The sequence below is a fragment of the Streptomyces sp. NPDC058469 genome (assembly GCF_042721125.1).
Lineage (GTDB): Bacteria > Actinomycetota > Actinomycetes > Streptomycetales > Streptomycetaceae > Streptomyces.
Map to the genome: position 1 here is coordinate 1 of NZ_JBHXME010000149.1, position 20,073 is coordinate 20,073.

19 protein-coding genes and 1 pseudogene are annotated in these 20,073 nt (G+C 69.2%); 5 read left to right on the top strand and 15 right to left on the bottom strand.

Translation table 11 applies throughout. The annotated features are described in order from the left end of the window. From ACFWP5_RS41090 to ACFWP5_RS41125, 8 genes and pseudogenes are all read right to left on the bottom strand, one after another. A pseudogene (locus ACFWP5_RS41090) lies at positions 1-2,087 on the bottom strand (hypothetical protein); the annotation flags it as partial. A gap of 384 nt (positions 2,088-2,471) precedes the next feature. Beyond that, a complete protein-coding gene (gene cbiE, locus ACFWP5_RS41095; protein WP_384169193.1) occupies positions 2,472-3,695 on the bottom strand; it encodes a precorrin-6y C5,15-methyltransferase (decarboxylating) subunit CbiE in 1,224 nt (407 codons plus the stop codon). A gap of 115 nt (positions 3,696-3,810) precedes the next feature. After that, positions 3,811-4,449 carry a GNAT family N-acetyltransferase gene (locus ACFWP5_RS41100; protein ID WP_384169197.1) on the bottom strand — a complete coding sequence of 213 codons (639 nt, stop codon included), beginning with the start codon at positions 4,447-4,449 and terminating at the stop codon, positions 3,811-3,813. A gap of 144 nt (positions 4,450-4,593) precedes the next feature. Next, positions 4,594-5,430 carry a MetQ/NlpA family ABC transporter substrate-binding protein gene (locus ACFWP5_RS41105; protein ID WP_384169200.1) on the bottom strand — a complete coding sequence of 279 codons (837 nt, stop codon included), beginning with the start codon at positions 5,428-5,430 and terminating at the stop codon, positions 4,594-4,596. A 20-nt stretch (positions 5,431-5,450) separates the two neighbouring features. Next, positions 5,451-6,287 (bottom strand): MetQ/NlpA family ABC transporter substrate-binding protein, encoded by an 837-nt coding sequence (locus ACFWP5_RS41110; RefSeq protein WP_384169204.1) that lies wholly within the window; start codon positions 6,285-6,287, stop codon positions 5,451-5,453. Positions 6,288-6,370: 83 nt separating this feature from the next. Beyond that, positions 6,371-7,096: a methionine ABC transporter permease gene (locus tag ACFWP5_RS41115; RefSeq protein WP_384169207.1), complete on the bottom strand. Its 726-nt coding sequence runs from the start codon at positions 7,094-7,096 to the stop codon at positions 6,371-6,373. Beyond that, a complete protein-coding gene (locus ACFWP5_RS41120) occupies positions 7,093-8,127 on the bottom strand; it encodes a methionine ABC transporter ATP-binding protein (protein ID WP_384169210.1) in 1,035 nt (344 codons plus the stop codon). Before ACFWP5_RS41120 ends, ACFWP5_RS41115 begins: the two co-directional genes overlap by 4 nt. Positions 8,128-8,478: 351 nt before the next feature. Beyond that, the gene (locus ACFWP5_RS41125) at positions 8,479-9,129 is read right to left on the bottom strand and encodes an HAD family hydrolase (RefSeq protein WP_384169213.1); all 651 of its coding nucleotides are present in this window, start codon (positions 9,127-9,129) and stop codon (positions 8,479-8,481) included. A gap of 69 nt (positions 9,130-9,198) precedes the next feature. On the opposite strand from ACFWP5_RS41125, the gene ACFWP5_RS41130 reads away from it, so the two are divergent. Both ACFWP5_RS41130 and ACFWP5_RS41135 read left to right on the top strand, forming a co-directional pair. Further along, positions 9,199-9,558 carry a hypothetical protein gene (locus tag ACFWP5_RS41130; RefSeq protein WP_384169216.1) on the top strand — a complete coding sequence of 120 codons (360 nt, stop codon included), beginning with the start codon at positions 9,199-9,201 and terminating at the stop codon, positions 9,556-9,558. A 61-nt stretch (positions 9,559-9,619) separates the two neighbouring features. After that, the gene (locus ACFWP5_RS41135; RefSeq protein ID WP_384169268.1) at positions 9,620-9,997 is read left to right on the top strand and encodes a hypothetical protein; all 378 of its coding nucleotides are present in this window, start codon (positions 9,620-9,622) and stop codon (positions 9,995-9,997) included. Here the strand turns inward: ACFWP5_RS41135 and ACFWP5_RS41140 are convergent. From ACFWP5_RS41140 to ACFWP5_RS41150, 3 genes are all read right to left on the bottom strand, one after another. Then, positions 9,987-10,484 carry a GNAT family N-acetyltransferase gene (locus ACFWP5_RS41140; RefSeq protein ID WP_384169219.1) on the bottom strand — a complete coding sequence of 166 codons (498 nt, stop codon included), beginning with the start codon at positions 10,482-10,484 and terminating at the stop codon, positions 9,987-9,989. The two genes, ACFWP5_RS41135 and ACFWP5_RS41140, sit on opposite strands and share 11 nt — an antisense overlap. A 46-nt stretch (positions 10,485-10,530) precedes the next feature. Next, positions 10,531-11,037: a sigma-70 family RNA polymerase sigma factor gene (locus tag ACFWP5_RS41145; RefSeq protein ID WP_384169222.1), complete on the bottom strand. Its 507-nt coding sequence runs from the start codon at positions 11,035-11,037 to the stop codon at positions 10,531-10,533. A 73-nt stretch (positions 11,038-11,110) separates the two neighbouring features. Next, on the bottom strand, positions 11,111-12,295 hold the full coding sequence (locus ACFWP5_RS41150; protein WP_384169225.1) for a glycerophosphodiester phosphodiesterase: 1,185 nt from the start codon (positions 12,293-12,295) through the stop codon (positions 11,111-11,113). Positions 12,296-12,615: 320 nt separating this feature from the next. On the opposite strand from ACFWP5_RS41150, the gene ACFWP5_RS41155 reads away from it, so the two are divergent. Further along, positions 12,616-13,287 (top strand): lysophospholipid acyltransferase family protein, encoded by a 672-nt coding sequence (locus tag ACFWP5_RS41155; protein ID WP_384169271.1) that lies wholly within the window; start codon positions 12,616-12,618, stop codon positions 13,285-13,287. Between the two features lie 69 nt (positions 13,288-13,356). Here the strand turns inward: ACFWP5_RS41155 and ACFWP5_RS41160 are convergent, their stop codons facing one another. The 4 genes from ACFWP5_RS41160 to argH form a co-directional block, all read right to left on the bottom strand. Then, positions 13,357-14,880, bottom strand: a complete 1,524-nt coding sequence (locus tag ACFWP5_RS41160) for an MFS transporter (protein WP_384169228.1) — start codon at positions 14,878-14,880, stop codon at positions 13,357-13,359. Next, complete coding sequence (locus ACFWP5_RS41165; RefSeq protein WP_384169231.1) at positions 14,877-15,443, bottom strand: TetR/AcrR family transcriptional regulator; 567 nt, start codon at positions 15,441-15,443, stop codon at positions 14,877-14,879. The genes ACFWP5_RS41160 and ACFWP5_RS41165 overlap by 4 nt, the downstream gene beginning before the upstream one ends. 87 nt (positions 15,444-15,530) lie before the next feature. Next, positions 15,531-16,502, bottom strand: a complete 972-nt coding sequence (locus ACFWP5_RS41170; RefSeq protein WP_384169234.1) for an aldo/keto reductase — start codon at positions 16,500-16,502, stop codon at positions 15,531-15,533. A 175-nt stretch (positions 16,503-16,677) separates the two neighbouring features. After that, a complete protein-coding gene (gene argH / locus ACFWP5_RS41175) occupies positions 16,678-18,108 on the bottom strand; it encodes an argininosuccinate lyase (protein WP_384169238.1) in 1,431 nt (476 codons plus the stop codon). Between the two features lie 229 nt (positions 18,109-18,337). On the opposite strand from argH, the gene ACFWP5_RS41180 reads away from it, so the two are divergent. Both ACFWP5_RS41180 and ACFWP5_RS41185 read left to right on the top strand, forming a co-directional pair. Continuing rightward, positions 18,338-19,201: a hypothetical protein gene (locus ACFWP5_RS41180; RefSeq protein WP_384169241.1), complete on the top strand. Its 864-nt coding sequence runs from the start codon at positions 18,338-18,340 to the stop codon at positions 19,199-19,201. Positions 19,202-19,332: 131 nt separating this feature from the next. Continuing rightward, a complete protein-coding gene (locus ACFWP5_RS41185) occupies positions 19,333-20,037 on the top strand; it encodes a L,D-transpeptidase (RefSeq protein ID WP_384169244.1) in 705 nt (234 codons plus the stop codon). The last annotated feature ends 36 nt before the right edge of the window (positions 20,038-20,073 follow it).

Genomic DNA, 20,073 nt, shown 5'->3' on the forward strand with positions numbered 1-20,073 from the left:
GGGGTCGGTGCGTGGTGGGGGGGGGTGGGCACCGAGCCTTCCACCGGGACGAAGCGGCCGAGGGAGTCGTCCGGGCGGGGCTGGGGCTGCAACTCCGGCTGCGGCTGCGGCTGCGGCTCCAGTGGGACACCGGTTGAGAAGGAGGCGTCGTCGGCTTGTCGGATGAGACCGGTCGCCTCGGGTGCTGCCGTCTCCGTTACGTGGGATTCGGCTACGACGGGCTCGGGGGCCGGGGCGGCTTCAGCTTGGGTGTCTGCGAGGTGTGCGGATTCGGGGGTGAGTGGTGTCTCAACTCCCGGGAAATCAGGCGGAGTTCGCTCGGCTTCCTGGATGGCCGCGATCTCGTCTACGGGGGTGATCTCGTGGGTGTGAGGTGCTTCGAGAACCTGGTCGGGGGCGGGCGCGTACACGACGTCCTCTGCCTGGACCGGCTCCGGAGCGGCTACCGCTTCGGGGTTCGGCGTGACGTCGTGAACCAACACAGGCTCGGGGGCGACATCTTGTGCCTGTACCTCTTCGGGACCCTGAGCGAGTAGGGGCTGGACAAGCTGCTCGGCGGCGTAGACCGGCTCGGCCTCGACACCTTGCTCGTCAGCCGCAGCGAACCCGGCGTCGAAACCCTCTCCCGCTGCCGCCACGCCAACGGCATCCGGCAACACCTCGGCCTCGGAAGCGAACGCCTCCTCGGAACCCGGCACGACCTCAGACTCCGGCGCGACATCGGCACCCGGCACGGGATCCGAAGCAGCAAACTGCTCCGGCTCCTGCCCGGCACCCACAGCGAACGCGTCCTCGGGAACCGAACCAGGCCCCGCAGCAAACGCGTCCCCGGCCACCGGCACCGCCTCGAAGGCACCCGCACCCTCCGGCACGTACCCGGCGTCGCCACCGTGCCCGTCACCAACAGGCGCGAACCCCGCATCGGAGCCCGGCACATCCACCTGCGCCTGCACCTGCGTCTGCACCGGGGCCTGTACCTGGACCTGGGCCTGATCCTGCCCGGCAGCCAAGTCCTCGGCGCCCTCCGGCAGTTGCCCCGCCTCGGGGAGACCGGCGTTTCCGGAGCTCTCCGTGCTCACGTGGGCGAAAGCGGCCGCAGGCTCCCCCGCGAACAACTGCCCGTGCCCCTGCCACGCCCCACCGGCGTCGGGAGCCTGTGCCAGACCGGCGTCCTTACCGGTACTCGCACTCGCACCCATGACCGGAGCCGGCTCCGGCTCCGGCACGACAACCCCGGCGTCCAAGGCCATGGCGATACCGCCGCCAACCGCCTCCGTGGCAAACCCCGCCATTGAAGCGTGCGCTGCCTGCGCCGCCGGTGTCGCCTGTGCCGCGCCGACGGGCTCGCCGTCCGGTTCGCCAACCGGAACAACCGTTTCCGCTGTCTGCACCCCCGCGCTCACCGGAGCCTGGGCGCCCCAGGGAGCCGCGCCCTGCGGGGGCAGGTCGCGGAGTTGGGGTGCGTCGAAGTACTCGGGGCCGGTCGTCGGCGGGCCCTGCTGCCGTACCGGCGCGCCCGCGGGACCGCGGTCGGCGAGGGAGCGGACCGGGCTCGCGGAGGTGTCGGGGAGGGGCGGGCCGAGGTGCAGCGGGCGGCGCGGCGGAACCGGCGCGGGCGGCGGTGACGCGGGGAGTCGGACGCCCCCCAGATCGACGGAACCGCTGTCACGACCGGCCGTCTCATGCGGACCCGGCTCATGTGCGGCAGCCTCGTGCGCAGCCGCTTCGTGCGGACCCGCTTCGTACAGACCCGGCTCGCGCAAAGCACCCTCGTGCAGACCTGGATCCTGCGCGGCGACCTCGTACGGACCCGGATCCTGCCCAGTGACCTCGGCCGGACCCGGCTCATTCGCGGCAGCCTCGTGCGGAGCCGGCTCGTGGAGCGTCTCGACGACGGGCTCGGGGGCGGGGGGCGGGACCTCGTTGCCCCAGGCGCCCTGGGCGCCCGGCAGCAGCAACAGGTCTTCGTCCTCTGCGGTGGTCTCGGAGAGGTAGGTGTACGCGCCGTGCGCGGGAACGCCTGGCTGTTCCACCATGCCTGCGTTCTCCGGCAGCCCCTCGGCCGGGATCTGGCCGGTGTCGGTCATGCGTACCCCTCGCCCATCGGTTAGTGCTTCTACGACCCGCTCACCGGGAACGGCGCACCGACCGCCCCGCAGTGGAGAACGAGCGTGCCTGTCCAGCGGCACGAACGACCCGACGTCAAAAGGCGACAAAGCCATTTAGACGACAAAGCCATTGACTGGCATTGTCGCGGTCGTTCGGCCGTCGCGACAGGTTGACCCGCGACGGCCCGCTGTGGACTGCGCCACGTTGCGCGTCCTCCGGTTCCGCCGTACCACACTCACCCCAAAACGGGCGGGTTTTCCGGACATTGACGAACGAAGTGCCGGGTCACCTAATGCGGTACAACAGTCCGCCAGCCTACCGCGCGCAGTACGACAACAGGATCACGGGGACGGTACGAGGGGTCAGGAAAGGCGCTCCGGAAGGAGGCCGCTGAGCAGGAACGCGACGCTCCGTTCCGTCTCCGTCCAGGCCCTGGTGTCGAGTTCGACGGACTGCAGGAGGGCGCACTCGACGTGGTAGCCGTGCTCCGTCAGGTCGCGGCCGACGAGTTCGGCCTCGTCGCGGGTGGAGGCGTGCGCCACGATGCGCTGCGGGCGCCGGTCGGCGACCGCGGAGACCACGGCCACTCCCCCGCCGCCGACGCGTACTACGTCAGGTTCGGGGAGGTTCTCCAGGATGTGCGGGGCGTCGCCCTGGACGATCTGGAGGTGCACGCCGAAGCTGCGGGCGGCGGAGTCGGTGCGGGTGCAGGCCTGGGTGTCGCGGTCGACGGCGATGACGGCGGCTCCGGCGCGGGCCGCCTCGATGGCGAAGGCGCCGCTGCCGCAGCCGATGTCCCACACGAGGTCTCCGACGCGGGGGCCGAGGCGCGCGAGTTGGGCGGCCCGGAGCAGATCCGTTTCCCCTTCGCCCAGTTGCCCGCCGTAGGCGTCGGCGGGCAGGGTCCAGCCGCGGGCGACCGCGGACGGGTCGCGGCCGGCGATCCAGCCCTCACCGGTGGTTCCGGTGACGGACGGGCCGACCGGGCCGCCCATGACGATGACGACGTTGGGGTCGCGCCAGGTGCGGTCGGCGGCCTTGTCCGAGGTGAGGACGGTGACCTGCTCGTGCTCGGTGCCCAGTTCCTCGCAGATGACGAAGGTGCGGTGGACGCCCTCCATGAGGAGACCGAGTTCGGCCGGGCCGGCGCCCGGTGAGGTGAGGACGGCGACTTTTGTGTGGGCCCGGCACACGTTCACCGCGCGTCGCAGGGTGCGCCTGTGTGCGACGACCACCTGTGCGTCGTCCCAGGGCATACCCGCGCGGGCGAAGGCGGCGGCCACGGAGGAGACGGCGGGGACGACTTCGACCTCCAGGCCGAACTCGGGTGCGCGCAGGGTCCGTACGACTCCGAAGAAGCCCGGGTCCCCGTCGGCGAACACGACCGCGGTGCCGCGGTGGCCGGCGATACGGCGGGCGGCGAGGGCGACGCTGCCGAGGCGGATGCGCTCGGCGCGCGGCAGTACCTCGGGGAGCGCGAGATGGTGGGGCGCGCCGGCCACCAGGGTGGCGGCGGCGAGGGCGGAGCGTGCCGCGGCGGTCAGCGGAGAGCCGTCCCAGCCGATCACCGTGACGCGGTCGGCCATCGTCGTCAGTCTCCAGAAGGTTTTCGCAGATCGTCGGGGAAAGCGGCCCCTACGCGGGCATCGTGAGGGTACCTGGTGCGGCTGGGCGGTGCTCCCTGCGCCGTACCCGCCGGATTCAGTTCCAGTCGGCGAGCGACGTGAAACCGTCGGCGTCCTCAAGCTGTTCGGCCGTGCCCTCCAGGTCCTCCGGGAGGAGGCTCCACACGATGAAGTCGGTGCGGACGTCGGTCCAGGTGCCGTCGTCGGCGTGGACGTGCGCTATGCACGCGCCCCGCAGGACGCCCTCGCTGATGCAGCCGATCTTCTGGGCGACCTGCTGGGAGGCCGTGTTGTCGGCGGCGGTGCGCAGTTCGATGCGCTCCAACTTCTGGTCCCCGAACAGCCATTGGGCGGTGGCGAGCGCGGCTTCGGAGGCGTAGCCCTCGCCGCGGGCCCAGGGCGCGATGACGTACGACAGCTCGGTGGACCGGATGTGCCAGTCGGTCTTGGTCAACTGGACGATGCCGACGAGCCGTTGGGTGAGGAACTCGGTGACGGCGAGGTCGAGACCGCGGCCCGAAGTCCGTTCGGCGGGCGCGTAGTCGGTGATCCACCGACGGGCGCCGGCCTCGGTGAACGGCTGGGGGACGTCGGTCCAGGCCGCGACCTGCTCGTCGTTCATCATCTCGGTCAGGGCGGACATGTCGTCCTCGTCGAGGGGCCGGAGCACCAACCGCTCCGTGCTGATGGAGATGTTGGGGAAGGTGCTCGTCATGCGCCGCTCCGTAACCTTTGGAAAATGTTCAGGGCCTACCTGAACTGCCCAGCATGCAGCATGAAAGCGGGGAACCGCACCACGGGGTCCACCCGCGGTGAGCGGGTGGACCCCGTGCGTGGTGATACGCCGTATACGCCCCCGTCAGCCGGAAGTGACCGGCAGGACAGAGCCCTTGTACTTCTCCGCTATGAACTTCTTCACGTCGGAGGAGACGAGCAGCTTCGCGAGCTTCTCGACCCGGGGGTCGTCCTCGTTGCCGCGTTTGACGGCCAGGAGGTTGGCGTACGGGTTGTCCTTCGCCGACTCCAGGAGGATCGCGTCCTCGGCCGGGCTGAGGCCCGCGTCCTGGGCGTAGTTGTTGTTGATGACGGCGACGTCCACGTCGTCGAGCGAGCGCGGCAGCTGGGCGGGGTCCAGCTCCTTGAACTTCAGGTGCTTCGGGTTGGCCGTGACGTCCGCGGGGGACGCGTCCGTGCCCGCCCCCTCCTTGAGGGTGATCAGTCCCTTGGCGGCGAGGAGTTCGAGGGCGCGCCCCTCGTTGGTGGTCTCGTTCGGCACGGCGACGGTGGCTCCGTCGCCGAGCTTCGCGATGTCCTGGATCTTCTTGGAGTACACGCCCATCGGCGGCAGGTACGCCTTGACGACCGAGACCAGGTCGGTGCCCTTGGACTTGTTGAACTCGTCAAGGAAGGGCTGGTTCTGGTAGAGGTTCGCGTCCAGCGAGCCCTCCTGGAGTGCGGTGTTCGGCAGGACGTAGTCCGTGAACTCCTTGATCTCCAGGTCGAGTCCGGCCTTCGCGGCCAGGTTGTCCTTGATGTACGTCAGGACCTCGCCGGCCGGCACGGCGGTGGCGCCGACAACGAGGGTGCCGTCGTCCTTGCCACCGCCCTTGCCGGAGTCGGAGCCCGAACCGCAGGCCGTGAGGCCGAAGAAGGTCACGGCGAGTCCGGCCGCCGTGACGGCGATGCTCTTGCGCATGGTGATTCCCCCGGCTCGACTCAGAAGGACGGGATGACCGAACCGGCGTACTTGTCCTCGATGAACTTCTTCACCTCGGGCGAGGTCAGCAGCTTCGCGAGCTTCTTGACGCGCGGGTCCTTCTCGTGGCCCTTCTCGACCGCGAGGAAGTTGCCGTACGGGTTGTTCTTCGCCGACTCCAGGATCAGGGCGTCCTTGGCGGGCTTGAGGCCCGAGGAGATGGCGTAGTTGCCGTTGATGACGGCCGCGTCGACGTCGTCCAGGGAGCGCGGGGTCTGGGCCGCCTCCAGCTCCTTGAACTTGAGCTTCTTCGGGTTCTTGGTGATGTCCGCGGGGGTCGCCTCGTTGCCCACACCGGACTTGAGGGTGATCAGCCCGTTCGCCGCGAGCAGCTTGAGGGCGCGGGCCTCGTTCACGCTGTCGTTCGGGACGGCGACCGTCGCGCCGCTCTTGAGGGCGTCGGCGCTCTTGACCTTGTGGGAGTAGAGGCCGAGCGGCTCCAGGTGGACCGTGACGACGGGCACGATGTGGGTGCCGTTCTTCTTGTTGAAGTCGTCGAGGTACGGCTGGTTCTGGAAGTAGTTGGCGCCCACCGAACCGTCTTCGGTCGCCGTGTTCGGCGTGACGTAGTCGGTGAACTCCTTGACCTCCAGGTCGAGTCCGGCCTTCTTCGCCAGGTGGTCCTTGACGTAGTCGAGGATCTCGGCGTGCGGCGTGGGGCTCGCGGCGACGACCAGCGGTCCGCTGTAGTCGGAGGAGGCCGAGGAGGAACCCTTGTCCGAACCGCAGGCGGAGAGCGTGAAGGTGAGGGCTCCGGCGGCGAGGACGGCCGTGGTGATCTTGGCGGTGTTACGCACGAAAAGTGCCTTTCCTGAGGGGTTGAGCAGCCCCGCGATGGGTGGTGCGGGGAGTTCTGTGGGGGCAGGACAAACGGTCTGGCTCAGACGGTCTTGCTCGTGGCGGTGGACGCCTTGAGCAGCCGGAGCCTCGGTGCGGCACCGGACTGTCCGCCGCGCCGGTGCAGCGAGCGGGCCGCGTAGTCGCCGGCGAACTGGATGAGGGAGATGACGACCGCGAGGATCGCCACGGTGAGCCACATCAGCTGGGTCTCGAAGCGCTGGTAGCCGTAGCGGATGGCGATGTCGCCGAGGCCGCCGGCGCCGACCGTGCCGGCCATCGCGGAATAGCCGATGAGCGCGACGATCGTCGTCGTGGTGCTGGAGATCAGCGAGGGCAGGGACTCCGGCACGAGGACCTTGCGCACGATCGTCCAGGTGTTGCCACCCATCGACTGCACGGCCTCGACCAGTCCGCCGTCCACTTCCCGGACAGCCGTCTCAACCAGGCGCGCGAAGAAGGGAATTGCCCCGATGGCGAGCGGCACGATCGCGGCCTCGCGACCGATGGTCGTCCCCGTGATCGTCCGCGTGAAGTTCATCAGCGCGACCATGAGGATGATGAACGGCAGCGAGCGGGCGACGTTCACGATCTGCCCGATGACCTTGTTCGCGGCGAGGTTCTGGAGCAGTCCGCCGCGGTCGGTCAGGACGAGCAGGATGCCGAGCGGGAGTCCGCCGACGACGGCGATGGCCGTGGACCAGCCGACCATGTACAGCGTGTCCCAACACGCCTGGGACAGCAGCGGCTGCATCTCCGACCAGGTCACTTGGCACCTTCCTTCAGCAGTACGGGCTCCTGGCCCAACACGTCGATCTGCAGGCCCTGTTCGCGCAGGAAGCCGATCGGCACGACGTTGTCCTCGTAGCGACCGGGCAGCTCGATGCGCATACGGCCGACCTGGAGTCCGCCGACGGTGTCGATGGCGGCGCCGAGGATCGAGATGTCGATGTTGTAGGTGCGCGAGAGCTGGGAGATGACGGGCTGGGTGGCGGCCTCGCCGTGGAAGGTGACGTCGACGACCGTGCGGTCCTCGCCGTGGGCCTCGCCGCTGACCGGGAACAGCGCGGAGGCCAGCTCGGAGCCCGGAGTCGCGAGCAGTTCGCTCACGGTGCCGGACTCGACGACGCGGCCGTTCTCCATCAGAGCTGCCGAGTCGCAGACGTTCTTGACGACGTCCATCTCGTGGGTGATGAGCAGGACGGTCAGGCCCAGCTGCCGGTTCAGGTCGCGCAGCAGCTGGAGGATCGAGCGGGTGGTCTCCGGGTCGAGCGCGCTGGTGGCCTCGTCGGAGAGCAGCACCTTGGGGTCGCCGGCCAGCGCGCGGGCGATGCCGACGCGCTGCTTCTGGCCGCCGGAGAGCTGCGCCGGGTAGGCCTTCGCCTTGTCGGCCAGCCCGACGAGGTCCAGCAGCTCAAGTGCCTTGCGCGAGCGCTCTTTCCCGGACTTTCCGAGGATTTCGAGCGGCAGCTCGATGTTGTCCTGCACGGTCCGCGAGGAGAGCAGGTTGAAGTGCTGGAAGACCATGCCGATACGGCTGCGCGCCTGCCGGAGTTCGCGTCCGGCGCGCGGTCCGCGCCCGGCGAGGGCGGTGAGGTCCTGCCCGTCGACGGTGACCGTGCCGGCGGTGGGCTTCTCCAGCAGGTTGACGCAGCGGATGAGCGAGGACTTGCCGGCGCCGGACTGGCCGATGACGCCGTAGACCTCGCCTTCGCGGACGTGGAGATCGACGCCGTCGAGGGCGGTGACCTCACGGCCGCGTGAGCGGTAGACCTTGGTCAGGCCCGATGTGGTGATCACTGGGGTTCCATGACTGTCGGGTACGCGGGCGTGGGTGTGCCCTGGGTACGAGGGGGGAAATGTGCGCGATGGGGGTCCCACGCCGTTCAGGCAGTGGGGGGGGAGGCGTCCGTCACATACGACACAGGGCGCATGGACATGCCACGGCGGCTCGCTTCGGGGCGCGAGGCTCGGGGGTGGTGCGGGGGCCCTCTAGAAGGCGCACATTCGACACATACAACGAGCACCGGGCGTCAGGGTCGCCTCGGTCGCAAGGGTGCGGCTGCTCGTCGTGGTCATGGAATCAGTAAAGCAGACGTACGGTCCTGACAAAGGGCCGCTGTCCGCATGCCGGACAACGGCGGACGGGTGTCAGCGGCGCACGGAGATCTCGACTCCCCCGTCGCTGACCAGCGCGGACAAGGCTGACAGGTCACTCACAACAAGGTCGGCGTCGAGCTCGTGGGCCTGGTGGGTTGTGGCCAATGCCACGGTGATCATTCCGGCCGCGCGGCCGGCCTGGAGTCCCGCCGGGGCGTCCTCGAAGACGACACACCGGGCCGGACCTACGCCGAGTCGGCGGGCGGCGAGGAGGTAGGGCTCAGGATCGGGCTTGCCGCGCGTGACGTCCTCGGCGACCACGAGGGTCTTGGGCAGGATGCCGGCGTGCGCGAGCCGGGCCTCGGCGAGCCGGCGGGTGGCGGAGGTGACGACGGCCCAGCGGTCGGCGGGCAGCGAGTCGAGGAAGTCCCTGGTGCCGGGCAGCAGGGTCGCGCCGCCGTTGGGCACGTCCTCGACCTCCAGCGCCTCGATCCGCGCGACCGCCGCCGGGACGACGTCGGCGGGCAGCAGGTCGGCGGCTATCGCCACGGCGGTCCGCCCGTGCAGTTCGACCCGTGCGAAGTCCTCGGCGGCGATCTCGAACTCGGCCGCCCACCGGGTCCAGCACCGGCGGACGGATTCGAGGGAGGAGACGAGCGTGCCGTCATTGTCGAACAGGAGGGCCTCAGCGTGGATCTTCATGCCCTCGACCCTACGACCAGGGCCGGGGCCGACCGCATCCGGCCTTTCGGGGCGTAATAAAGTCACGGCATGCTTGATGCCCTGACGCTGGCGACCGGTGTCGCCGCGCTGCTGCTCGCCGCCTGGTGCGGCTGGGCGGCCTACCGTGATCAGCCGACCAAGGACTGGCACTTCATCGGAATGGCCGTCGTCACCCTGCTGGCCACGGTCCAACTGGTGGTCGGGATCGTGCAGTTGGCGCGCGGCGAGAAGGCGGAGCAGGGCACGGCGATCTTCGTGGCGTATCTGCTGGGCGCGTTCGCGTCCGTCCCGGCGGCGGGCTTCATGTCACTGACGGAGCGCACACGCTGGGGTTCGATCACGGCCGCGGCCGGCGGTGTGGTCCTCGCCGTCCTCGAAGTACGGCTCTACGACATCTGGGGAGGCTGAGTTGACGGCCACGGAAGAGAACGCGGAAGTGAAACCGAAGCGGCTCATCAGTGGGCCCGGCATGCTGCTCGTCTGGTTCTACGGCGTGATGGTCGTCGGCGCGGTCTCCCGCTCCGTCTACCAGATCGCCACCGAGTTCGACCGGGCCCCGCTCGCCTACTCCCTGTCGGCCGTGGCGGGCGTGGTGTACGGGTTCATCACGTACTCCCTGATCCGCGGCGGCGAAACGGCCCGCAGGGCGGCACAGGTCTGCTGCGCCGCCGAACTCGCGGGTGTGCTCGTCGTGGGTACGTTGACCCTGGTCGACAGTTCGGCCTTCCCGGACGCGACGGTCTGGTCGTACTACGGCGCGGGGTACGTCTTCATCCCCGTGCTGCTGCCGCTGTCCGCGCTCTACTGGCTGCGGAAGAACCGCACTGTCGACACCGTCACGCCGTAGCGACGTACGCCTCGACCGGCTTCTCCAGGACGATCATCGGTACGCCGTCGTCGCCCTGGGAGGTGCCCACGGTCTCGTAGCCGACGCGGCGGTACAGGCGGAGGTTGCCCTCGCTGCGGTGGCCGGTGTGGAGGCGGAACTTCTTGGCGCCGCGCTCCCCGGCGAGGGCCGATTCGGCCGCGCGGAGGAGGCGGGCGCCGATGCCGTGGCCCTGGAGGCGCGGGTGGACGCAGAGTTTCCCGATGGCCGCCGCGCCGTCCTCCGTCACCGTGCCGCGGACCGATCCGACCACCTCCTCGCCCAGCCGGGCGACGAAGACGCAGTCGGAACCGACCTCGTCCCGGACCGAGTCGAGGGTCTGGAGGAGCGGGTCGATGCGGTAGTTGCCGTACAGCGCCGCCTCGCTCTGGAAGCACAGGTACTGCAGCCTGAAGATCTGCTCTGCGTCCTGCTCGGTCGCCACCGAGATGGTCACGCTCATGCCCATGTGCGCACGCCTCCCGCTCACCTGATCGCCACTTGATTCCTCACTCCTATCCCCGTGCTTCGTGGGCCGCAACCTCCGGCGTCAGCAATCGCCGAAGACATCCCAGACATCTGGAACGTTCCGGGCCCAGACTGCCCTGTGAGATACCCAACTCCCCCGCGATCTCGCGATATGTGAGGTCCTTGGGCGACAAGAGCGCCTCCATCAGACGGGGGCAACGGCCCGGCAGCCGGCTCACCGCGTCATGGAGCGCGCGATGCCTCGCCGCCGTGAGCGCGGCCTGTTCGGGGCCGCGGTCACGGTCGTCGACCGGATCACCGTCGTACGACTGTTCGAGGCGGGCGGTACGGCGGGTGCGCTGGGCCTCCGAGCGGACCGCTCGGCGGAGCCAGCGCTGGGGGTCGACCGGTGGACCGGAGGCGTCGAGGCGTTCCAGGAGGCGGAGCCAGACGGCCTGTTCGAGATCGCCCGGTTCCGTTCCGGAGGCATATGCCTCGGCGGAGGCCTCGGCGGCGAGCAGTGGGCGCAAGGTGGCGACAAGTTGGTGCGTCATATGCGGCACGACGCGGCCGCCCCGGCGGAAGGTTGCCGGGACGGCCGTCTGTCACTCCAACGGGGCGCGGGGCTCAGCCGTTGACGAAGTCCGCGCGGGCGAGCAGGCCCGTGTCGGCGTTGTCGGTGAAGACACCGTCGATGCCGGTGGCGAAGTACCGCTTGAAGGCGCCGAACGCGTCGCCGTAAGCGTCCGCCGCGCTGCCCTTGCGGTACTCCAGCGGCAGGAAGGGGTTCTCGTTGCGCATGGTGTAGGGGTGCAGGATCAGGCCCGCCTTGTGCGCGTCGGCGACCAGGGTGGTCTCCTTGTTCAGGCTGCCGTCGGCGTTCTTCGTGATGATCAGGTCGAGCGTCGGGCCCAGGCCGTCCGCGTACGTCGCGATCTCGGTGAGGCCCTTCGGCGTGACGAGGTCGTCGACCGTGCGTGGGTCGCCCAGGTCGACGAAGTCGAAGGGGCGGGTGCCCGTGCCGGACAGCAGCACCACGAGCGGGTTGCCGACGAGCTTGTTGATCTTCGCGATGCTGGTCGGCTCGAAGGACTGGATGAGGACCGGCGAGTTCTTCTTGTCCTTGCCGTGCCGGCGCAGGATCGTCGAGAGCAGCTTCTCCATCTCGAACCCGCGCTTGCGGAAGTAGGTGGGGTGCTTCATCTCGGGGTAGATCCAGACCTGCTTGCCGCGCTTACGGGTCTGCTCGTCCTGCCACTTGAGCACCTCTTCAAAGGTGGGGATCTCCCAGCGGCCGTTGTAGAGCATGTTGTGCGGGCGGTTGACCGGGATGCGCTCGATCGCGCGCAGGGTCTTCAGCTCGGCGAGCGTGAAGTCCTCGGTGAACCAGCCGGTCGTGGAGACGCCATCGAGAAGCTTGGTTGTTTTGCGCGAGGCGAACTCGGGGTGGTCGGCGACGTTCGTCGTGCCGCCGATCTCCGGCTCGTGCCGGCAGACCAGGTGACCGTCCTTGGTCGGGACGAGGTCACCGGCCTCGACGATGTCGGCGCCCAGGTCGAGAGCCAGGTTGTACGAGCCGAAGGTGTGCTCCGGGCGGTAGCCGCTGGTGCCGCGGTGACCGACGATCGTCGGCTTGGGCAGGTCCTTCAGACCGCCGCCTCCGTGGCGGGCCGTCGTGGCCTCGGCGGCTCTCGCCGCGCCCGCCGGTCCGAGTGCGGCCACTCCCGCGCCGAGCACGGCGGCGCCGAGCAGGGCCCGTCGTCCGGTGCCGTTCACTCGCTCGTTCGGCCCCTGCGTTCCCTGCGTGTCCATGAAACCTCCTGGCGTCGCCCCGTCGCTGCGCGCCGATCGTAGGTGCGCGTACATGACGAATGGGAGACCTCGGCCGGAACACGGCGGTGACGCTGGATGTCGTACGGAAGGCGAGGTTTGACGCGTCGTCACCAAGGAACGCGAGATGCGTCACAACATGGCGGCCCGGTTACGGGACGGCTCCGGCGCGGCACCGCAGGTAAACGTGCGTCAACACTGCGTAAGACCTCGGTGAACCCGATGTGCAATACCCCGGGCGCCGCGAGTATCGTCCTCACCTGCACAGATTTATATCGAACCCCTTGACACCGGAGGGCCCGTTGTCCCGCTTCGCGCTCATCAAGGCACTGCTCGGACCGATCATGCGCCTGATGTTCCGCCCCCGGGTGGAGGGAATCGAGCACATCCCCGGCGACGGTCCGGTGATCCTGGCCGGCAACCACCTCACGTTCATCGACTCGATGATCCTTCCGCTGGTCTGCGACCGGCAGGTGCTCTTCATCGGCAAGGACGAGTACGTCACCGGCGAGGGGTTCAAGGGCCGTCTCATGGCCTGGTTCTTCACCGGCGTCGGCATGATTCCGGTGGACCGGGACGGGGCGAACGGCGGGGTGGCGGCGCTGATGACCGGGCGCCGCATCCTGGAGGAGGGCAAGGTCTTCGGGATCTACCCCGAGGGCACGCGGTCGCCCGATGGTCGCCTGTACCGGGGGCGGACCGGGATCGCTCGGCTGACGATGATGACCGGGGCGCCTGTCGTTCCGTTCGCGATGATCGGCACGGACAAGTTGCAACCGGGTGGGGCGGGGTTTCCTCGGCCGGGGCGGGTCACTGTTCGGTTCGGTGAGGCGATGGAGTTCTCTCGGTACGAGGGGATGGATCGGGATCGGTATGTGCTGCGGGCTGTGACCGACTCTGTGATGACTGAGGTCATGCGGTTGTCCGGGCAGGAGTACGTGGATATGTACGCGACGAAGGCCAAGGCTGCGTAGGGGTTCGTTTTCGGGTGCGGGTGTGTTGTGGCTGGTCGCGCAGTTCCCCGCGCCCCTAAAAGCATTTCCTTACCCGGCGCTCTCCAAGTGCTGCCCCCTGAGCATGAACCAGGCCGCTACTGCCGTTGCCAGTAGGACCGTTGCGCCTACCGCTGATGCCAGGCTGAGTCCGTTGACGAAGGCTTCTCTGGCCGAGGTCAGCATGTGCTGGGCTGTGTGGGTCGGCATGCTGCCCGCCGCTTCCACCGCGCCGCCCAGTGACTCGTGTGCCCCGCTCGGTGTGCCCGCCGGTGCTGCGAAACCCCGGTAGACGCCCGTCACGATCGAACCCAGTACGGCGATGCCCAGGGCCGCGCCCAGTTCGTACGCCGTCTCCGAGACCGCTGAGGCCGCGCCTGCCTGTTCCTTCGGTACGGAGGAGAGGATGACGTCGGCTGTCACCGTGAAGGAGAAGCCGGCGCCCACGCCGACCACCAGGAGCGCGGCGCCGAGGAGCGGGTAGCCGGTCGACTGGTCGAGTGTCGTCAGTACGGCGAGAGACAGACCGACTGCCGCCAGGCCGCCGGCGACGATCGCGCGGACCGAGAAGCGGCGGGCCGCCCTTCCCGCGATCAGGCCGGCCGCCACCGCGCCCACGGCTGCGGGGATTTCGGCCAGGCCCGCCTCGAACGGGCCCCTGCCCTGCACGAGTTGCAGGTACTGGGAGAGGAAGAACACCAGGCCGGACAGGCCGAGGATGGTCAGCAGGTCGGCCAGGACGGCCGCGCTGAAGCCGCGGTTGCGGAACAGGCGCATGTCCAACAGGGGCGCGGGGAGCGTGAGTTGGCGGCGTACGAACCAGTACAGGGCCGCCGCGCCCAGTGCGCCCACCGCGAGCGAGGGCAGCTCGAAGCCGTGGGTCGCGGCCTCCTTGACGGCGTAGACCACGCCGATCACACCGACCAGGGACAGGACCACGCTGATCAGGTCCCAGGGGCCGGGGTCGGGGTTCTTGGACTCGGGGAGCGTCTTGATGCCTACCAGGACCAGGACCGCCATCACGGGCAGGTTGATGAGGAAGACCGAGCCCCACCAGAAGTGTTCGAGGAGGAAGCCGCCCGCGACCGGGCCGACTGCCGTACCGGCGGAGGCTGTTGCGCCCCAGATGCCGACGGCGAGGCTGCGTTCGCGCGGGTCGTGGAAGAGGTTGCGGATCAGGGCGAGGGTGGCGGGCATCAGCGTCGCGCCCGCGACGCCGAGGAGCGCCCGCGCCAGGATCATCAACTCCGGTGTCGTGGCATAGGCGTTGAGGATCGATATCGCGCCGAAGGCGGTGGCTCCGACGAGCAGGATGCGCTTGCGGCCTATGCGGTCGCCGAGGCTGCCCATCGACACGAGCAGGCCCGCGATGACGAACGAGTAGACGTCGCCGATCCAGAGGAGCTGGGTGCCGGACGGCTTCAAGTCCTCGCTGATGTAAGGGGTTGCCAGGCCGAGGACCGTCGCGTCCACGGCCACCAGCAGCACGGCGAGCACGAGGACGGACAGCGCGAGCCAACGGCCCGGGCGCTTCTCCGTCTCCGACGCGACAGCCGGCTGCAGGGTGCTGGTCATGATTCCTCTCTCCGTGTTTCGTCTCTTCGTAGTGCGCCGCCGAGCAGCAGCTCGGTGATCATGTGGGTGAAGTCGTTGGCCGCGACCCGGCCCTCCTGGACGGCCCAGGCGCCGGAGGCCATCAGGCCGTACAGGGCCTCGGTGAGCCAGGCCGGGGTGAGGTCGATGCGGAACTCGCCGCTCGACTGGCCGCGCCGGAAGAGCGCGGCGATCCGGTCGTCGATCCGGGTCCAGCCCTCGTTCTGTTCCTCGCCCTCGAACAACTGGTTCTCGGAGTAGAGGAAGGCGAGCAGGCCGGCCGCCGACTCCAGTTCGCGCACGAGTCGCCTTACGGCTTCGCGCGCGGGCCCCTCGTCCAGGCGGGCCGCGTCCAGGGCGGCCTCGCACTCGGCGATGCCGAGCGCCTCCAGCGCGCGGACCAGTGCGTCACGCCCCGCGAAGAGGCGGTGCAGCGTGGCCCGGCTGATTCCGGCCGCCTTGGCGACCTCGTCCATGGTGGACGTGGATTTCCGGGTGAGCAGGGCGGCTGCGCTGCGGAGTACGTGGTCACGGTCGACGGCCATGAGACAACGATAACCCACATGAGACACTTCTGTCTCATGACGGGCATGCGTGACTCATGGCTTCAGGTCGGAGTGGGTGTCCGTCCGTCAGTGCCAGGGCAGCTGTCCGCGCCGCTCCCAGTACACCTGCGGGTCCTCGGCGAGCGTGTCGAGACGGGCCAACTGGTCGTCGTTCAGGTCAACGACCGCCGCGTGCAGGTTGGAGGCCAGCTGCCCCACGGTCGCCGCGCCGGAGAGGGCCACGCCTGCCCACGGCCGGCGCAGGATCAGGGCCAGGGCGATCGCGTCCGCGCCCATTGAGGTCTCTTCGGCTGCCGCCTTCAGGGCGTCCGGTGCGTACGGCTCCGCCAGCCTGCCGTTGGCCATGCCCTCCTTGACGATCACCGTGAGTCCGGCGTCGTGGGCCTCGGCGAGGGCGGGGCCCGCTGAGGTCTCCAGGGCGTTGTAGGTCGACTGGACGGTACGGAAGAGGGGTTCGCCGTCCACCGTCACGGTGAGCGCGGCGCGGATCGCGTCAGCCTGCGCCGGGCCGCTGGTGGAGAAGCCGATGGTCACGCCCTGGGCGGCGGCCTCGGCCAGCCTGGCGTGGAGTTCCTTGTCGGTGAGGGCCGGGCTGTCGGGGGTCACCGAGTGGATCTGGTAGAGGTCGAGGCGGTCGCCGAGCAGTTCGGCGGTCTCGGCGCGCTGGCGCTCGTACGTCTGGACGCTGTGGTCCTTGACCTCGTGCGTCTCGGCGTCCGCCGACCAGTCGGCGGTGTAGGTGTAGCCCCACTTGCTGCCGACCACGATGTCGTCCAGGTCGGGGTGGGCGGTCAGCCAGTCGGCCAGGAACTCCTCCGAGCGGCCGTAGGAGCGGGCTGCGTCGAAGTAGCGGACGCCTTGCGCGTACGCGGCGTCCAGGAGGTCGTGGCTTCGCGTGCGGAGTGCTTCTACGCTGCGGTTCTCTCCGAGGTCTTCTTCTCGGCCGAGGTTGATGTAGCCGGGGCGGCCTACTGCGGCGAGGCCCAGTCCGATGTGGCAGGTGGGGGTTGTCGCTGTGGCCAGTCGGGCGAAGGGCATCGCGGGCTCCGTTGGTCGGCTGCGGTACGGCTGCTGACCAACGTAACCCGGGATGACCTTCGCCCTGGAGCTCGGGTTCTTCGGTGATTTGGCGAGTGCGGGTGCGTCGTGGCTTGTCGCGCAGTTCCCCGCGCCCCCAAAGGGCCTGCGGCCCTTGGGGGCAGATCGCCCGGGCCTACTTCTTTTTGGCCGTCGCCCACGCGTGCTGGGTCGCCACGTCCTGCTTGATCTCTGCCAGTTGGATCGCCACCGCGCTCGGGGCCGTGCCCCCGCGCCCGTCGCGGGAGGCCAAGGCGCCGGGGACGTTGAGGACCGAGCGGACCTCCGGGGTGAGGTGGGGGGAGATCTTCGCGAACTGTTCGTCCGTGAGGCCGTCCAGTTCGATGCCCTCGGACTCGGCGACCTTGACGCACTCGCCGGCGACCTCGTGGGCCACCCGGAACGGGACGCCCTGCTTGACGAGCCACTCGGCGATGTCCGTGGCGAGGGAGAAACCGGCCGGGGCCAGTTCCTCCATGCGCTCGCGGTGGACGGTGAGGGTGGCCATCATTCCGGTGAACGCCGGGAGCAGGACCTCCAGTTGGTCGATGGAGTCGAAGACCGGCTCCTTGTCCTCCTGGAGGTCGCGGTTGTAGGCGAGCGGGAGGGCCTTGAGTGTGGCCATCAGGCCGGTCAGGTTGCCGATCAGGCGGCCGGACTTGCCGCGCGCCAGCTCCGCGATGTCCGGGTTCTTCTTCTGCGGCATGATCGACGAGCCCGTGGAGAACGCGTCGTGCAGCGTCACGAAGGAGAACTCCTTCGTGTTCCAGATGATGATCTCCTCGGCGATCCGGGAGAGGTTCACCCCGATCATCGCCGTGATGAAGGCGAACTCGGCGACGAAGTCACGCGAGGCCGTACCGTCGATCGAGTTCGCGACGGAGCCGTGCTCGAAGCCGAGGTCCTTCGCCACCGCCTCGGGGTCCAGGCCGAGGGAGGAACCCGCCAGCGCACCCGAGCCGTACGGCGAGACGGCCGTGCGCTCGTCCCACTGGCGCAGGCGTTCCGCGTCCCGGGACAGCGACTGGACGTGGGCGAGCACGTGGTGGGCGAACAGCACCGGCTGGGCGTGCTGGAGGTGGGTGCGGCCGGGCATCGCCACGTCCGGGTGGGCCTCCGCGAGGCCGATCAGCGCGTCCTGGAGGTCGGCGATCAGGCCGCCGATCGAACGGGCGTGGTCGCGCAGACACATGCGGAACAGCGTGGCGACCTGGTCATTGCGCGAGCGGCCGGCCCGCAGCTTGCCGCCGAGGTCGGGGCCGAGTCGCTCCAACAAGCCGCGTTCCAGGGCCGTATGGACATCCTCGTCGGCGATCGTGCCGACGAAGGAGCCATCGGCGACGTCCGCTTCGAGCTGGTCGAGGCCCGCGAGCATCCGGGTCAGCTCGTCGTCGTCAAGGAGGTTCGCCTTGTGCAGCACGCGCGCGTGGGCGCGGGAACCGGCGATGTCGTAGGGCGCGAGCCGCCAGTCGAAGTGGACGGACGCGGACAGCTTCGCCAGGGCCTCGGCGGGACCGTCGGCGAAACGACCGCCCCAGAGCCGTACGTCACCGCTGTTGCTGCTCACTTGCGCTGCTCCTCAAAGGCTGTGGACGGGGGTCGTCGTTCTGTGGTGTCCCTACATTGTCTCGCATGCATGATTATGCAGAGTCATGCATGATTCGTCAATTTGAAAGGTTCTTGAACATCAGCAACCGCTTTCCCGTACCTCTCGCCGAACGCAGGCGCCGCGTTTCTCCCCACGAGTCACCCCCGAGTCACCCACAGTTCACCCCTGACCCGAGTGAGGCATTCGCATGTCCAGGGCTCTCCCCAAGTACAACAAGCGTCGCGTCGTGTTCATCGGCGGTGCCGCCGCCGTGGTGCTGTCCGGCGCGGTCATCGCCGGTTCTGCTCTGGCCGGGACGCCGGACAAGAGCAGCACCGCGCAGAGCGCCCGGACGTTGGCCGACCCGGGGACGATCACCTGCCCCGACGTGAAGTCGCAGCTGCCCGCTGTCCCCGCTTCCGCGCAGGCCGAGGTCGACCGCAACCTCACCCTCCTCGACACCCAGATCGCCGAGGCGAACACGCGACTCGTCGACACCGTCGGACAAGGCGGCGCCAACTTCGTCCAGAACGCCATTCTCGGCCCCCTGAAGGACAAGCGCGTCTCCACGATCGACCGGATCGCCATCTCCATCGGGCGCCAGGGCACCAAGCCGACCGGGCTCGACTCCCTGGCCGCCTGCACCCTGAACACCGGCGGGACCGACGCCGGCGGGACCGAGACGGGCGGCACCGACACCGGTGCGACCGACACCGCGACCCCGAGCGCCACGGCGTCCGCCACCGACGCGGCCGGAGGGACGGACACCACCACGGCGGCCGGGACCATCTCCTGCCCCGACGTGAAGTCGCAGTTGCCCGCTGTTCCGGCCTCCGCGCAGGCCGAGGTCGACCGCAACCTCACCCTCCTCGACACCCAGATCGCCGAGGCGAACAAGCGACTCGTCGACACCGTCGGACAGGGCGGCGCCAACTTCGTCCAGAACGCGATCCTCGGCCCGCTGAAGGACAAGCGCGTGTCCACCATCGAGCGGATCGCCATCTCCATCGGGCGCCAGGGCACCAAGCCCACCGGTCTCGACTCCCTGGCCGCCTGCACGCTCACCAAGTGACGTGACAGGCAGCCGTGGCCGCCCCGATGAACGCCGGCCGGGGCGGCCACGGTGATGTCCGGGCCGGGACACCTTGCCTGTTCGGCCCACCTGAGCTGCCGTCAGCGCGCCCAGCCTCTACCGTCTGAGCCATGCGTCCCGGTGTCGTCGCCCTCGCGTCCGCGTCCCTCCTTCTGCTGCTCGGTGCGGAACCCGCGCGTGCGGTGGAGCCTCCGTCACCCTCGTCGCTCGCGGACACCGGGGGTGGGAGTCAGCTGGTCCTCGCTCAGGCTCCGAGCGCCAACTCCACGGCGGGGACGCTCAGTTGGTGGGAGCGGCGGGGTGGGGCGTGGGTGAAGGTCGGTTCTGCGGCCGCGCGGTTCGGGGCGAAGGGGCTCGTCGAAGGCGGGGCGCGTAAGCAGGGGTCGTACACGACTCCTACCGGGTTGTACGACCTGCCGTATGCCTTCGGGATCAAGGCGGCTCCGGGTGGGACCCTCGCCAAGTACCGGCGGGTGAGCGGGAGTTCATGGTGGTGTGAGGACACTCGGTCTCGGGTCTACAACCGGTGGAGTGAGCCGCTGGCCGGGGACTGTCGGGCAGGTGAGTCCGAGCGGTTGATCTCCTATCCGACTCAGTACGCGTACGGGTTCGTCGTCGGGTTCAACTACGCCAAGCCCGTGAAAGGGCGTGGGGCGGGGATCTTTTTGCATGTCAACGGGCGTGGGGCCACCGCCGGTTGTGTGTCTGTGCCGGGGAATGCGATGCGGAGGCTTCTTTCGTGGGTTGATCCTGAGCGGGGGCCGCATATCGCCATCGGGACGGTGAGCGGGGCTACGGCTATCACTCGGTACTGAATTGCGAGAGCGCCGTTCAGATATCGGTCGTATGGC